Origin of the sequence: Mesorhizobium sp. M0894, from assembly GCF_040319725.1 — a bacterium.
In the GTDB taxonomy this organism is placed as follows: Bacteria; Pseudomonadota; Alphaproteobacteria; order Rhizobiales; family Rhizobiaceae; genus Mesorhizobium.
In genome coordinates, this window is sequence record NZ_JAMYOG010000017.1 from 60,184 (window position 1) to 74,870 (window position 14,687).

Genomic DNA, 14,687 nt, shown 5'->3' on the forward strand with positions numbered 1-14,687 from the left:
TGGGGATTGGCCGGCTGATGGCAATGGCAAACGTTGCAGGCTGGCGGCTGCTGGCAAATCGCAAACTTTCGGGATTAGCCGATCCCTCCCTCCCTTCGTCATCCTAGGGCGGAGCAGGAGCGCAGCGACGTAGCGGAGACCCTAGGATCCATGCCGTAGCAGTCGCCGAAGATTGCAACGGCGGTTGCGAGGCGAACCGGCACAGGCGTGCGAACCCTCCCGATTCTTTCGATCTTCGCAGTAGACTCGATCTCCCCAAAGCGCGTTTCCTAGGCTCACCCCAAGCCACGGAGAACGGCCATGCACCGCCGAACCCTAATCGCCGTCAGCCTTTCCCTCACCCTGACCTTCGTGCCGTTCCTCGCCTTCGCCGCTTCGCCGCAGCCGGCGAAGGGCGAGCACGGCATGGTGGTGACCGCCCAGCATCTTGCGTCTGAAGTCGGCGTCGAGGTGCTGAAGAAGGGCGGCAATGCCGTCGATGCCGCGGTCGCCGTCGGCTATGCGCTGGCCGTGGTCTATCCGACCGCCGGCAATATCGGCGGTGGCGGCTTCATGACCATCCGCTTCAAGGACGGCCGCTCGACCTTCCTCGATTTCCGCGAGCGCGCGCCGCTCGCCGCAACCAAAACCATGTATCTCGACAAGGACGGCAAGCCGGTAAAGGGCGCCAGTCTCGACGGCTATCTGGCCGTCGGCGTGCCGGGTTCGGTCGCCGGCTTCGAGATGGCGCGGGAGAAATACGGCACGCTGACGCGGCAGGACTTGCTGGCGCCGGCCATCCGCTTTGCCAGGGAAGGCTTCGTACTGGAGCAGGGCGATGCGGCCTCGCTCCAGGGCGGCGCGGAGCGGTTGGCGAGGGACCCGGCGGCGGCGGCCGTTTTCCTCAAGCCGGACGGCAAGCCTTACACCGTCGGCGAGCGCCTCGTTCAGCCCGATCTCGCGGCTTCGCTTGCCGCCATTTCCGAACGCGGTGCGGATGCCTTCTACAAAGGCGCGATCGCCGACGCCATCGTCAAGGCGAGCGGCGAGAAGGGCGGCATTCTGGCCAAGGCGGATTTCGAAAACTACGCGGTGCGCGAGCTCAAGCCGGCGACCTGCAATTATCGCGGCTACGAGATCACGTCCTCGCCGCCGCCGAGCTCCGGCGGCGTCATCATCTGCGAGATCCTCAACGTGCTTGAGTTCTACCCGCTGTCCTATCTCGGCGCTGGTTCGGCCGAGACGGTTCACGTCATGGTCGAGGCGATGCGCCACGCCTATGTCGACCGGAATTCGGCGCTCGGCGATCCCGGCTTCGTCGACGATCCGGTCGCAAAACTGCTCGACAAGAATTACGCCAGGGAAATCCGCGAAAAGATCGATCCGTTCCGGGCCGGCGTGTCGCAGGAATTGATGCCGAAGGGCTTTGGCGAGAGCAACGAGACGACGCATTATTCGATCATCGACAATGACGGCAACGCCGTCGCGGTAACCTACACGCTGAACGGCTCTTTCGGCGCCGGCGTCGTCGCCGACGGCACCGGCATCCTGCTCAACAACGAGATGGACGACTTCACCCAGAAACCCGGCGTGCCCAATCTCTACGGCCTCGTCCAGGGCGAGGCGAATGCGATCGCGCCGAAAAAGACGCCGCTGTCGTCGATGAGCCCGACCATCCTCGCCAAAGACGGCAAGCCGTTCATGGTCATCGGCAGCCCTGGCGGTTCACGCATCATCACCATCACGCTGGAGGCGATCGTCAACGTCATCGATCACGGCATGAACATCCAGGAAGCGATCGACGCTCCGCGCATCCACCACCAATGGTTACCCGACACGGTCTATATCGAACCCTTCGGCCTGTCGCCGGATACCGAAAAGCTGCTTACCGGCATGGGCTACCGCCTCGATCTCGCCGAGGCGAATTGGGGCCAGGCGGCCGGCATCCTGGTCGGCGGCAAGAGTCTGGCGGAAATCGAGAAGGGCGGCGGCGCCCGCTACAACGGTGCCATCGACAGCCGCGCCGCATCCGGCGAGGCTATCGGGTATTAGACCATGGTCTCAAAAGGCGGAACCGGTTTTCGGATAAGGAAGATTCGCCTTGCTTCAGGTGACCAGCGCGATGGTCGACGCAATCAGCATCAACGCCGCGACGCCGACGAACAGGGCGTAGATGCGCGGCCGATCGAGCAGGAGCGCGTTGCCGGATATCCATGCCGCGGTGGCGCCGCCAAGCGCGAAAAAGAAGGTGCTGCGGCGCCCGAAGCTCAAGCCGGCGGCCATCAGGCCGCCGATGATCAGGGCGCCGAATACGATGATCACGGCTACCGCGTATTTTTCGAAATCGTTGCTGCCGGCGCTCGGGCCGATCGCGTTCAACCTCGACAGATCGTCCGGATCGAACGGGCTGGTCGACCCATATTCGTCTTGACCGACAGGCTCATGCATCATTCGTTCTCCGCAAACCGACAGCAAATCATCAAGCCTCGCCGAGCGCAACCGCTCGCCGAATGTGATCGGCACGGTGTTCAACACTTTCTGGCGGCGGCTTGCCAGAGATTTTTGGGTGCGTGCTTTGATCGCCCTGCTGCTCGGTCTGATCAAAGTGCTTTGCCCGAGCTTAATCTTCAAGCCGCCCTGGCCAAAGACCGCGTCGCCTGAACGGAAGCTCCAAGCACCGCCTGTGCGGTGTCGGCCTGTCTTTCATCGACATGCGCCAGCACCAGGATCACACCTTGTGCGGCATCCGGCTGGCCCGGCTGCTTGCCGATACGGGACAATGTCGCGCCGGCAACGCCGCCCAAGACTGCACCGACGAGGGCCGATGCCAGCCATCCCGCGCCGAGGGGATCGATGCCGGGCATATCAAAGGCGCCGAGGCCGGCCAACAAACCGGCTGCCGCGCCAAGGACGGCACCCGTACCTGGATCGCGCAAGACGGCGCCGATTTCATCATCGTAGGGTCCGATGACGCTGATCTCCTGGCGAGCAATTCCTGCTGCCTGAAGCGTTTCGACGGCACGGGCCGCCTGGTCATGGGAATCGAAAAGTCTGCTGATTGTTCGCATTGAAACTGCCTGTGAGGCCCCCCGGCCCTCGACGGTAAGGCGGGTCCCAGCTGAGCGCCGAGGAACCGCCTGACGCAAACGTCACCCGCCGCTCATTTCCGAGCGACGGGCGACGGCTGCCCGAGTTTTCACGTCACTCGATGACCTTGATGACCTTGCGCGTGCCTGGGTCGACGACAACGGTGCGGTTGTCAATGACGACATAACGATATTTGACGTTCGGGACCTCATGAAGCTCGACGGTGTCGGGGAGCGTCGAGCCGATGTTGAGCTCCACCCCAGGGATTTTCACCGAGGCCAGCGGCTGCTTTTTCACATACTCCCTGATGACGGTTTCCTGCTGCGGTTCGATGACAACGTCTTGCGCCGCAGCGGCGCCGACGCCTGCCAGCAGCAAAAGTCCCGCCGCCGCGGTGGAAAGATGCATTCTCATGGTCGTCTCCTTTGCGAACTCGGTCCGCTCTTCGCGCCAAGGCTCATTCGAACGGAAGCCAGCTGAAAACGTTCCGTCGACGGGGCTTCGGTCCCACCCGGCGGGGACCAATCGACGTGTTGCCGCAGGACCTAAGTCTGATCCTCGCGGGCAAAGGGTAGGTTTGTCGCGAAGCCCGGAACCGCCGCCGCTCAAACTCGTTGCTGGCTGCACGTTCCGGGAGGATTCTTTGGAAAATGTCGACGGTTGCTCGCACCGATCTTGGCTGTTTCCATTCCGATCGAACCCGGCATCTGCGCAGCCCTGTCCCTTCCTGCGCCGATAGGGTTCGCGCGTCACTTTTGTGGCGGGCGAACCCTCAATTGCAGCGTGCTTCTGACCAAAGTTGACCCTGAGGCGAGGAGAAGAGACGAGGAGAAGAGAAATGGCCGATGACAAGAGCAAGCGAGACTTCAGCGACCGCAACCGCGTGTCGGCGGATGAGTATTATGAAGTCGAATATTTCGCGCGGGAAAATGGTGTCTCGCCCAGCCAGGTGAGCAAGCTGATCAAAAGGACCGGTGGCGACCGGATGATCCTCTCGCAAGCGGTGAAAGCATTGCGCGAGCGCAAGTGAGACGGCGGCGGAGCCGGCGGTTGGAAAGGCACTGATCACGATCTGCCGAGAATTCCGGTCAGCTATCGACAACGTGCCCGGATGCCGCTGCTTCGGCCAAGCCAATGCCCCTTTATTTCTTCGATTCCGATGAAGACGGAATCGTCTATTCCGACGATTATGTGACGATTTCCCGCTGGTCAGGAAAGAAGCCCTTCGCACATTGGGCGAGATGGCCAGGGATGGCCTTCCTCACCGTAGGATCACAGTCAAGGTCCGGAACGACCATGACGGTCTGGTGCTTGAAGTGGCTTTGACCTTTGCCGTCGAAACGCGGCATTTCGACGAACGGATTTTCCAGATCAACATGCGCATGAGTTGACGGCCCGATCGTTGTCGTGCCGACCATGAGATTCTGGAGCAGCCGGCATCTTCCCCAAGGGAACATTAGAAGTCTCTAATTGTTATCTTAAGCAGCGGGAACCTCCCGGGTTTCTGCTGCAGATCGGGGTGCAACCCGGTCGGCCCGCGCCCTCCGCCAGAGGCGCGGGCTTCGTTTGTTTAGCCGATGCGCAACGCCATGCGGTGGCAGCATATTGGAAACCTGCGGGAGCATAAGTAGCAGAAGTCGCTACCGCGGCGCCCTGGCGCCCAGGCAACGGAGCCCGTCGTCCGACAGGGCGGCGGGCTTTTTGATGCGGGCCGGGTCATCGCGCAACCGGTGGAAATCCAATGCATGTCGTGCAAAAGTGTGAAGCGGTTTTGCGATAACGACATGCATCAAGACAAGAACCTTAAGCGCGTCGCATGAGGCCGGTCGAACGCGACGCGCTTTAGCTGGGAGAGATGGCCGGCGCTGCTTCGTGAGGCGTGGGGTAAGGTGCCTGATGCAGCGCCGGCCAAGCGGAAATCAGGTCCGCCGCAGCCAGATAGTAGCTGCGTTGGCGCGGCGGGTAATTGCGTGATCGCGGAAGCCACACCATTGCAGACCACTTGCCACGAGCCCGGCCTGTGCAGCGGCTGACCCGAAGCATTCATTCATTCTGACGATGCACCGGACGCCCGGACGGCGGAAATTGGACGCCGCGTTCGCTCTCGATTCAGCGGCCAGCGGTGTTCCCTGCAGATTTCGGACGAAAGGCCATTTCACCCTTGTTGCGCCTGGATTCTTATCAGATCGTGGCAAGGATTGCTTTCCCCGCCGCGTTTGCCGGCGTTCTGCTGTTTGCCCTTTTGCCGGAGCAGCTCCTGCAGGGTCTTGGCCTGGCTTTCACGTTTGGTCACGACAAGCTCAATCACGCCGCCGCCTTCGTCGTGCTGGCGGCTCTCGGAAGTCTCGGCTGGCCGGAACACAAGGCGAAGCTGATCGTCCTCCTCGTGCTCACGGGCGCGGCGATCGAGGGCCTTCAGGCCGTGCAGCTGATAGGGCGCCACCCGGATCTATTCGACTGGGTGGCCGACTGCGCCGGAATGGCCTTCGGGCTGACAATTGCAGGCTGGACAAAGCGGCTCGCCGGCGGATTGCCATAGCTCGAAAGCGCATAACGGAATCGGCGCGCCCGTGCTGCAATATGGGGAAAATGGCCGGCGTCACTTGGGGGGGCGCGTTGGGGTAAGTTGCCTGACGGACGCCGGCCAGGCGGAAAAATCAGGTCCGCCGCAAAGTAATGTAGCAGCAATGGCAAAGCGCGGCAGTAGCGTGATCGCGGAAGGTCCGCCTTCTCGCCTCCGATGCGGTGACCCGTTTTGGGTCAATAATTCTGGCACCTGAATTGCGCTGTAAGCAATGCCGGGGAACACTCCGGCGATCGTCCCCGAATATGGGGCCTCGCCGCTTCGCAAATGGAGCGGCGGGCCTTTTTGCCGGAAGTCGCCAAGCCTTCGCTGGCCCCATGGTTTCACGCCAGATAATTCTTGCAGATCATCGACAATCCGCTCGGCACGAGATCGTCATCCGGCCGACCGAGCAGCCGTAAACGCTGCCGAAGATTCGCCGACGGCCAAGCGGGGAGATCTCGGCATGGGCCGTCACGGACCGGGCGCCAATCGAAGCTTGCTCAGTGGTAGGAGCCGGGCCGGCCCCGATCATGAATCCCGAGGCTGAGCTCGCCAATCATGCTCTTGCTGGAACCCTAGAAGCTCACGCAGCTTGCGATTTGAGATTGGCCCCTCAAATTGCTCTATCGAGCGTGTAATCGGCGTGCCTGGTGCATGCTTCTTGAGAAACTCTGCCGTTGGCGCATCGGCAACGATATTGTCGTTGACGGCATTGAAGATTTGGAACCCCAAACCGTCCTTCTCGATGCAAAGATGCACGATCTGGCCCAGATCGCGCGCGTCCATATAGGTCCAGCCATCGCGCCGCCGTTTTGAAGCGTCCGCCAAAAACTCCGGAAAGCGGGCATAGTCTTGCGGCTCGACAACGCCACCTATTCGGAGCGCGTAAATGTCGTATCCGGTGCGGGAAGCGAAGGAGCGTGCGATCTTCTCGCCCAAGACCTTGGAAAGACCGTAGCTGTCGGTCGGGTCGGTATCGTAGTCCTCTTCCACCGGAAACGATGTGAAATCGCGTTCGCCTTCGGCAAAACACACGCCATAGACCGTCTCGCTGGACGCGGTGATGATCTTGCGGATGCCGAGCTTGGTGGCGGCCTCGATTACATTGTAGGTCGACAGCACATTGGCGGCGAACATGGCGTTGTCCGGTCGCAGGAATATTCTCGGGATGGCCGCGAAATGGACCATGGCGTCGACTGGGCCACGGCCTTTCCCGCCAAAATATTCGCCGAAACCGAAATGCAGCGTCAGTGCATTGTAGGTCTCGCCGGCATCGGCAAGGTTGGTGATGATGGTGTCGACGCCTGGCACATCAAGTGGCGTCAGGTCGAGGTTCAGGACCTGATGCCCACGCTTGAGCAGGTAAGGTATGACGTGACGGCCGATCTTGCCGCTGCCACCGGTGAAAATGATCCGCTTGCCCATGATTCCTCCAACGGACTTCTATCGGCGAGCGGAAATCTGGCCAAAAGGCATTTCCGCCCGGTCAAGAGCTATTCAGTCGCGCGCTATTCAAAGATGCCGTAGCCGGGCACGGCGTATTTGTGGACGCCATCCATGTCGAGATCGACGCCGATGCCGGGCACGTCGGGCACCACGATGTGGCCGTCTTCAACGATCGACCTGGCGCCGTCTGGCAGGCGCACATAACTGTCCCACACTTCCCGTTCTTCCAGGGCATGCCACTCCAGCACCAGGAAGTTCGGAACGCTCGCGCAGACATGGCACGTCGCCATTGTGCCGAGCGGCGTCGACACGAGATGCGGCGCGAACGGCACATAATACATCTCGGCGAGATTCGCGATCTTGCGGCTTTCCGCGAGGCCGCCGCATTTCGGCACGTCGGGCATGATGACGTCGGCGCCATAATTCTGGAACAACTCACGAAAACCCCAGCGCAGGTAGAGATTCTCGCCGACACAGATCGGGGTCTTGGTCCGCATGCGGATCTGCTTCAGTGCCTCAACATTTTCTGCCGGAATAGGTTCTTCCAGCCACAGAAGGTTGAACCGCTCCATCTCCCCTGCAATGCGGCTGGCGCTGAGCACGTCGTAGCGCGCGTGCAGGTCGATACAGAGATCGATGTCAGGGCCGATCGCCTCGCGCACCGCGGCCACGCGTTCCACCATGAAGCGCAGCTCCGCGCCGTTGATGGTGTGGTTTGCCGCGTCGAACTTTGCCGGATGGCGCAAATTGTCGATGTCGAATTTTAGCGCCGTAAAGCCCTCGTCCACCATGCGGCGCGCGCGCGCCGCGCATCCTTCCGGCGAACCGGTTTCTTCATCGCCGTCGCCGCAATCGGCATAGAGCCTGATCCGGTCGCGGAACTTGCCGCCGAACATGCGATAGAGCGGCTGGCCAGCAGCCTTCGCCGCTACATCCCACAGCGCCATCTCGAGCCCGGTCAGGGCAATGAGAAAGACGCCGGCCTGGGCGCCGGAGAACACATGGTCGCGGCGGATCTTGTCCCAGCAATATTCGACGTTGCGTGGATCCTGACCGATGAGCTCCGACTTGAGCTCCGAAATTAGGCCGACGATCGCGGCCGCGCCCGCATCGGGGTTCGCCTCGCCGTAACCGGAGATGCCGGCGTCCGTGTCGATACGGATCAGAGTCGCCTTGCCATGATAGGCGACGACCGCCGTCTTGATGTCCACGATCTTCATCGAACCCATCCTCCAATGATGGCGCCGCGCTTCAAACGTACCGTACAGGCAAATTGAACTTGTCAGATGAGCATACAAGATGAGAAGATGTGGCGTAAACCCCCTTTGAGCGATTACGCAGAAATGCGCTTTGAAAGCGCTGGAACCGTAGATTGCCGGGAATTCAGCCAGGCTAAAACCTACTTGTTAGACGAGCATATAAGCGTATAAATGAGCGGCAGCAAGGCGACAAGCACAGCCATGCATGCCGCAAACCGGAGGAACAGAATGCAACAGCGACAGCTAGGATCGTCGCCGGTCAAGGTGTCGGAGATCGGCCTGGGGACTTGGGGTATGTCCGGCGCGTTTTGGGGCGCGGCCGATGACGAGGAATCGATCCGGGTGATTCGCCGCGCCCTGGAGCTTGGCATTACGCTGATCGACACAGCCGAAGCCTATGGACATGGCCATGCCGAGGAGGTCGTCGGCAAGGCGCTGGCCGGCCGCCGGGACAAGGCGATCATCGCGACCAAGGTTGCGCCCAACCATCTCGAACCTGCAGCGATAGAGGCGGCGCTTGATGGCTCGCTGAAGCGGATGCAGACGGACTATGTCGACGTCTATTTTGTCCACTGGCCGAATTCGGATTTTCCCATCGGCCCTACCATGACGATGATGGAGAGGCTTCGGTCGTCAGGGCGGATCAAAGCGGTTGGCGTCTCGAATTTCAGCACAGCTGATATGGACAGCGCCCGCCAGCATGGCGTCATCGACGTGCTCCAGCCTCCTTACAACATGCTGTGGCGCGAGGTTGAGGGGCAAACTCTTCCCTATTGCCGCAAGCACAATATCGGCGTCATGCCTTACAGCGGTCTGGCCCAAGGGCTGCTCACGGGCTTGCTCTCGCCGGATACCAAATTCGTCGAGGGAGACGAGCGGCGCACCACCGTGCTGTTCCAACCGGGCACCTACGATCGCGCCGTCGGAGCCGTCGATGCCCTCAAGCCGATAGCGGCCAAATACGGCAAGACGCTGCCGCAGCTTGCGATCCAATGGCTCACCAGCAGGCCGGGTGTAAGTTCGCCCCTCGTCGGCGCGCGGACGGTCAGGGAGCTTGAGGAAAACGTCGAGAGTGTCGGTTGGAAGATTTCCGACGTGGACGTCGCGGCCATCGACAAACTCACCGCCCCCATCTGGGCGGAAATCAAGGACAAAGGCGACATGTTCGGATATCGCGCAAGGCAGCGTCAGGAACAGGAAGCCAGAAGAGCTTAGTTCGGTCGTGTCCTCCCGACACGCAGGCGGCGCGGTCAGCCACGACAGCTGGCCGCGCCTGTAGAACGTTGCTTAGCTCGCCATTTCCTTGTCGGGCATGGCGACGGCAGTGGTTGCCTTCAGGTGGCGGCGCATCGCCTCTTCGGCGCGTTTCGCGTCGCGTGCGACCAGCGCCTCGTAGATCGCTCTGTGCATTTCCGTGGCGGAAGGAAGAGCATGCGGCATCTGGTTGCTGATGCGTCTGCTCGCCGCTTGCCACCACCGTGACGAATACATGAAGCGGTCAAGGATTCTGTTCTGGGAAGCGCGGCAAATTTCCATATGGAAATCCAGGTCAAGCTTCAGGTAGGCGTCCGGATTATCCTCGCTGGCGGACATCGCCGCGAGCAGTGTGCCGAGACGTTCGAGGTTTTCCTTGGTCATGTGTTTGGCCGCGATGGCGGCGATGGCGGGTTCGATGATTATTCGCGTCGCGTGCGCTTCCGCCAGGAGTTCGCGGACCTGTTCGGGCGGCAGCCAGTCGATCAGCAATGGACTGAGATAATCCCATTCTTCGGCAGGACGCAGCACCACGCGTCGTCCCTGTGCGATCTCGATCATGTCGAGAGAAGCTAGGATCTTGAGCGCTTCCCGCGCGACCGCGCGCGAAACCCCGAACTCCTGAAGGATCTGCTGTTCCGACGGCCCCTGGCTGCCGGCGACGCCGCCGGTGGCGATGCGACGCGCGAGCACGCCCGCCACCTGCTTGGGCAAAGTTTGAAGCTTGACCTCCATGGAATCGACCATTAACATCCACTTGTCTGATAAGCTTATAGGCTGATGGTTGGATATGCAGTCAACTTATCTCATGAATGCTCACTAACCCATAACTCCGCCCGCGGGAAGGGACGTTGGACTCTCAACTTCAATATCCCAGCCCAAGACGTTCGAGATCAGGACCATTGCGCGTCGGCTGACCGCGCTCATCGCATTGTGTCCGGCCGTCTCGACGGCTCGCGACACACCGATTGCGTGGTTTGCGGGTCGCAGAGTCCGCCGGAAGGAAGGCAGGATGAAAGCAAAGGCTACCGCCGAAAGTCTCTGAGGCCATCGGCCTCGGCAGGGCAAGGCAGCATGTGGACGGGCGTGATCCGGGCTGTGTCGCGGCGGGAGGAGCAAAGCCACACTGCGGCTCAAGGGAAAACCTGGCCGTCGTCGCTCGACCCCAAAAAAGGGGCCGACCAATTACAAACAAGGAGGAAATTGTGATGTCCGGAAACCTATCGAGACGCAAATTCCTGGCCGCGAGTGCCGCGGTGACGGCCGGCTCGCTTGCTACGCCGTGGATCGCTAGAGCAGAGGCGAACGAGATCACCGCGCTGCTGATCACCGGCGGCCCGCTCTATCCCAAATACTGGGAGAAAATCGTCCAGGATTTCACCGCCAAGACTGGCATCAAGGTTCGCTACGATCTGCTGGAATTCACTCCGCTGACATCGAAAGTCGTCACACTCAGCGCCGCGAAATCGAGCCAGTACGACGTCTACAGCACGCACACCGCCCAGATCGATTCCTATTTCAACCATTTTGCGCCGCTGAACAGCTATTTCAGCGACTCCGAACTGGCTGACTTCTATCCGGTTGCGGTCAAATACCTACGCGATCCCAAGACCGGCAATCTGGCCGCTATCCCGCGCAACATGGATGCGCGCGTTCAATATTACCGCAGCGACATCTACCAGGAGAAAGGCCTGAAGCCGGCCGAAACCTGGAATGATCTGGTGGACGTCGGCCTGAAACTTACCGGCAATGGCCACTATGGGCTGGTCGTGCCGGGGCAGGGTGACCCCGCGCAGCGCACCTTCAGCGATCTCCTGTGGCAAGCCGGCGGGGACTGGGTCGATCAGGCCAACAAGCCAGCTTTCAATTCCGAAGCCGGCATCAAAGCCCTCACCTTCTACCGCGACCTCATCCAGAAGCACAAAATCGTGCCGCCGGACGCGGTCGGCTATCAGTGGAATGAAAATTCGACCGAATTCTCGTCCGGTACGGTCTACGCCAATTTCGACTGGCCAGGTGCCTTCGCAACCTTATCCAATCCGGAAACTTCGCGGGTCGTCAGCAAGTGGTCGACTGCACCCTACATCAGGGACAAGGCAGCGATTTCGTGCGCCATCTCCCATGCCATGGCTCTCAATGGACAATCAGGACGCAAGGAACCTGCCGTCGAATTCATCAGATATACGGTCGGTCCGGAGGCGCAGCGGCTGCAGTTCGATCAGTTCACCAACTTCCCCAGCAGTCAGGCGATCGCCAAGGAAGTGATTGCAGCGGCAAAAGGTCCCCAGGCCGTGTGGCTGCAGCAACTCGAGACGACGATAGCGAACGGCAAGGAATGGCCGAAGCTGGCTGGATTCTCGAAAGTCTGCACCTTGATGTTTTCGGCTATCGAACAGGCCCTGACCGACCAGGTCTCGCCGAGCGACTCGCTCAACCAGGCGGCGACTGAGGCGGAGGAGATCATGCGTCGGGCCGGAGCATACGACTGAGGATGCCGCCCGTCGCGCAGCACCAGGTCCCGGGGCGTCGGCGACGTTCGCCGCTGCCCTACACCTGGCAGAGGGGGTACCTCCTGGCCAGCCCCGCGCTCCTCGTCATGCTCGCCATCCTTATCTATCCGCTCGGATATTCTTTCATAATGAGTTTCTTTCGCTGGGATCTGAGCGGCTCAGCGCCATTCGCCGGAACTGGGAATTACACCGACGAACTCTTCGGCCGCCAGTTCAATCAGGCTCTGCGAAATCAGATCATCTTCAGCGTCGTTTCCATCACGGTGGAAGTGGTGGCTGGAATGGCGATCGCTGTGCTCGTCAACGGCAAATTGCGCGGAATGCGGCTCGCGCGCACCTTGCTGCTGGTGCCGCCGATGATCGCGCCCGCCGTCGTGGGGCTGAATTTCCGTTGGCTTTTCAACACCCAGTACGGGCTCGTGGACGCGCTACTGCGCATGTTCAACCTGCCCGACATCCCCTGGCTCAATCATCCGACCTGGGCTCTTGTCTCGGTGATTGTCGCCGATGTCTGGCAGAATACGCCGCTGATGGTGCTGCTCTTTCTTGCCGGTCTGCAATCCTTGCCGCAGGAGCCGCTCGAGGCCGCCACGGTGGACGGCGCCACGCCATGGCAGCGCTTCTGGCACATCGTGCTGCCACTGATGCGTCCGGTCATCATGATAGCGCTGATGCTTCGCATCATCGACACGTTCCGGACCTTCGACGTCGTATGGCTGATGACGCAGGGCGGGCCGGGAGGCGCCACAAACCTACTCACCGTCTATTCCTATCTGCTGGCGTTTCAGGCGGTGGATTTCGGACACGCGGCGGCGGTTTCCTACATCGCGCTGGGAATGTCGCTGTTCGTGCTCGGCCTCCTCTACGGGGTGCCGTGGCTGATTGCGAAACGGAGAGCGATATGACCGAAGCCGCGATCGTCAGCGCGCGTCCCAAGCCACGACGCCGTCGCCGCCGGTTCACGGCAGGCGCCGCCGGCCAATATCTAGCGCTGGTTCTGACCATCGCCTTCACCGTCTTTCCGCTGGCATGGCTGTTCCTGACCTCGATCCGCAGTTCAGCCGACATCTTCTCCGTCCCGGTCCACATCATCCCCGAGACCGCGACGATGACGCAGTACGTCTCCGTCTTCACCGAGTACGACACGATGGGTTATGTGTGGAACACCGTCATCGTCTCGGTCGCGACGGTCATCTTGGTCCATCTGCTGGCCATACCCTGCGCATACGCCCTGTCGCGCTTCAGGATGCCGGGCGTCATGCTGATTTTTGGCCTGCTTTTGATCATGCGCATGATTCCGGTCATCGCGCTCGCCATCCCGCTCTTCGCGGTGTTCGCCGCGCTCGGCCTGCTGGATACCATTTGGGCGCTGATCCTGAGCCATACGGCGGCTAAACTGCCCGTCGCCATCTGGCTGCTGCTGGGCTTCATCCAGGATGTGCCCAAAGAGATCGAGGAGGCTGCCCAGTCGGACGGCGCCGGCACGGTGCGCACCCTGGTCCAGATCGTGGCGCCGCTGATTGCGCCTGGCATCGGGGCCAGCGCGGTCATCACCTTCCTTTTCACCTGGAATGACCTGCTGCTCGCATTGACGCTGACTTCCAGCAAGGCCGCACAGACGCTGCCAGTCGGGCTGACCAACTTCGTCTCGCAGTTCGGCATCGACTGGGGAGCGATGTCGGCGGCGGGCGTCCTCATGGTCATCCCGACCTTGGCGTTTGTCTGGTTTGCTCAAGGCCTGTTGGTCAAGGGTCTCACGACCGGTGCAGTTCGCGGCTGAATTGAGATCATGAAAAACTTGATCGAAGGGAGGATGAAACGTGGAAGTAGGCCAGGCAGCGGCAATAAAGGACATTTCTCGGCCACCGAGGCAGCTGGTCGACGCACTTGCAGCGATCGGTTCAGCGACCTTGGCCAGCGAGCTTTATCACAAGATGGGTATTCGCGATCCGCACATCCGAGGGCCGCGGCCGCTAACGCCCGGCCGCACGGCGGCCGGGCCGGCTCTCACCCTCCAGTGCATGCCGAAGCGGGAGGATCTCTACAACGAGACTGAGTATGAGGAGCCCGAACGCCAACTTCACCGTCACGTACTGTACCCCACGCAGCCGGGCGACATGGTGGTCGTCGATGCGCGCGGCGACCTTGGCAGCGGTATCTTCGGTGAGATGATGTTGACCTATTTCGCCGGGCGTGGCGGGGCCGGCGTGGTTGTCGACGGGTGTATCCGAGATTCTGCCCAGGCGGCTGCCTTGGACATCGGCATCTGGGTGAGGGATGTCACGCCGAATTTCCACGCCCAGACCAACATCGTACCCTTTGCCGTTAACGTCCCCATTGCCTGCTCGAACGTACTCGTCATACCGGGAGACATCATCGTCGCCGACGATGATGGCGTCGTCGTGGTACCGGTAGCCCTTGCCCCAAAACTGGTTGAGCTCGCCGGCGAACATATCGAGTGGGAGGAATTTTCCCGCACGCGCTTGGCCGAGGGAGGCGACCTACGAAAATACTACCCGTTGAGCCCCGAAGGCGAGGCCGAATACCGCGCCTGGCGGCATGCTCAACGAAAATGAGTAGTGCCTG

General features: G+C 61.1%; 15 protein-coding genes. 9 read left to right on the top strand and 6 right to left on the bottom strand.

Annotated features, from left to right (window positions below):
• Positions 1 to 300: 300 nt before the first annotated feature.
• The gene (ggt, locus tag NKH91_RS25950; RefSeq protein ID WP_352885288.1) at positions 301 to 2,031 is read left to right on the top strand and encodes a gamma-glutamyltransferase; all 1,731 of its coding nucleotides are present in this window, start codon (positions 301 to 303) and stop codon (positions 2,029 to 2,031) included.
• 54 nt (positions 2,032 to 2,085) lie between these two features.
• Here the strand turns inward: ggt and NKH91_RS25955 are convergent, their stop codons facing one another.
• From NKH91_RS25955 to NKH91_RS25965, 3 genes are all read right to left on the bottom strand, one after another.
• Positions 2,086 to 2,430: a hypothetical protein gene (locus tag NKH91_RS25955; RefSeq protein ID WP_198030499.1), complete on the bottom strand. Its 345-nt coding sequence runs from the start codon at positions 2,428 to 2,430 to the stop codon at positions 2,086 to 2,088.
• Positions 2,431 to 2,606: 176 nt separating this feature from the next.
• Positions 2,607 to 3,047: a hypothetical protein gene (locus tag NKH91_RS25960; protein WP_352885289.1), complete on the bottom strand. Its 441-nt coding sequence runs from the start codon at positions 3,045 to 3,047 to the stop codon at positions 2,607 to 2,609.
• Between the two features lie 133 nt (positions 3,048 to 3,180).
• Positions 3,181 to 3,480 (bottom strand): DUF1236 domain-containing protein, encoded by a 300-nt coding sequence (locus NKH91_RS25965; protein WP_023719460.1) that lies wholly within the window; start codon positions 3,478 to 3,480, stop codon positions 3,181 to 3,183.
• Positions 3,481 to 3,904: 424 nt separating this feature from the next.
• On the opposite strand from NKH91_RS25965, the gene NKH91_RS25970 reads away from it, so the two are divergent.
• The 3 genes from NKH91_RS25970 to NKH91_RS25980 all read left to right on the top strand — a co-directional run bounded on the left by NKH91_RS25970 (position 3,905) and on the right by NKH91_RS25980 (position 5,605).
• On the top strand, positions 3,905 to 4,096 hold the full coding sequence (locus tag NKH91_RS25970; protein WP_023719459.1) for a DUF3606 domain-containing protein: 192 nt from the start codon (positions 3,905 to 3,907) through the stop codon (positions 4,094 to 4,096).
• 211 nt (positions 4,097 to 4,307) lie between these two features.
• Entirely contained in the window at positions 4,308 to 4,457 is a 150-nt protein-coding gene (locus NKH91_RS32430) for a hypothetical protein (RefSeq protein ID WP_502899031.1), read from the top strand.
• A gap of 731 nt (positions 4,458 to 5,188) precedes the next feature.
• Positions 5,189 to 5,605, top strand: a complete 417-nt coding sequence (locus NKH91_RS25980) for a VanZ family protein (protein WP_352885291.1) — start codon at positions 5,189 to 5,191, stop codon at positions 5,603 to 5,605.
• Positions 5,606 to 6,160: 555 nt separating this feature from the next.
• Here the strand turns inward: NKH91_RS25980 and NKH91_RS25985 are convergent.
• Positions 6,161 to 7,057 (bottom strand): NAD-dependent epimerase/dehydratase family protein, encoded by an 897-nt coding sequence (locus tag NKH91_RS25985; protein ID WP_352482448.1) that lies wholly within the window; start codon positions 7,055 to 7,057, stop codon positions 6,161 to 6,163.
• 83 nt (positions 7,058 to 7,140) lie between these two features.
• Entirely contained in the window at positions 7,141 to 8,298 is a 1,158-nt protein-coding gene (locus NKH91_RS25990) for a mandelate racemase/muconate lactonizing enzyme family protein (protein WP_352482446.1), read from the bottom strand.
• Between the two features lie 267 nt (positions 8,299 to 8,565).
• On the opposite strand from NKH91_RS25990, the gene NKH91_RS25995 reads away from it, so the two are divergent.
• Positions 8,566 to 9,552, top strand: a complete 987-nt coding sequence (locus NKH91_RS25995; RefSeq protein ID WP_352885292.1) for an aldo/keto reductase — start codon at positions 8,566 to 8,568, stop codon at positions 9,550 to 9,552.
• A gap of 72 nt (positions 9,553 to 9,624) precedes the next feature.
• On the opposite strand, the gene NKH91_RS26000 is transcribed toward NKH91_RS25995, so the two are convergent.
• Complete coding sequence (locus NKH91_RS26000; protein WP_352885293.1) at positions 9,625 to 10,338, bottom strand: FadR/GntR family transcriptional regulator; 714 nt, start codon at positions 10,336 to 10,338, stop codon at positions 9,625 to 9,627.
• A 461-nt stretch (positions 10,339 to 10,799) separates the two neighbouring features.
• Here NKH91_RS26000 and NKH91_RS26005 point away from each other — a divergent pair, with 461 nt between their 5' ends.
• Genes NKH91_RS26005 through NKH91_RS26020 form a run of 4 tightly spaced genes read left to right on the top strand, consistent with a single transcriptional unit; the run spans position 10,800 to position 14,677 of the window.
• Positions 10,800 to 12,080, top strand: a complete 1,281-nt coding sequence (locus tag NKH91_RS26005) for an ABC transporter substrate-binding protein (protein WP_352790977.1) — start codon at positions 10,800 to 10,802, stop codon at positions 12,078 to 12,080.
• 2 nt (positions 12,081 to 12,082) lie between these two features.
• The gene (locus NKH91_RS26010) at positions 12,083 to 13,006 is read left to right on the top strand and encodes a carbohydrate ABC transporter permease (RefSeq protein ID WP_352482440.1); all 924 of its coding nucleotides are present in this window, start codon (positions 12,083 to 12,085) and stop codon (positions 13,004 to 13,006) included.
• On the top strand, positions 13,003 to 13,881 hold the full coding sequence (locus NKH91_RS26015) for a carbohydrate ABC transporter permease (RefSeq protein WP_352885294.1): 879 nt from the start codon (positions 13,003 to 13,005) through the stop codon (positions 13,879 to 13,881). Before NKH91_RS26010 ends, NKH91_RS26015 begins: the two co-directional genes overlap by 4 nt.
• Before the next feature lie 40 nt (positions 13,882 to 13,921).
• Positions 13,922 to 14,677 (top strand): RraA family protein, encoded by a 756-nt coding sequence (locus NKH91_RS26020; protein ID WP_352493805.1) that lies wholly within the window; start codon positions 13,922 to 13,924, stop codon positions 14,675 to 14,677.
• Positions 14,678 to 14,687 lie beyond the last annotated feature (10 nt).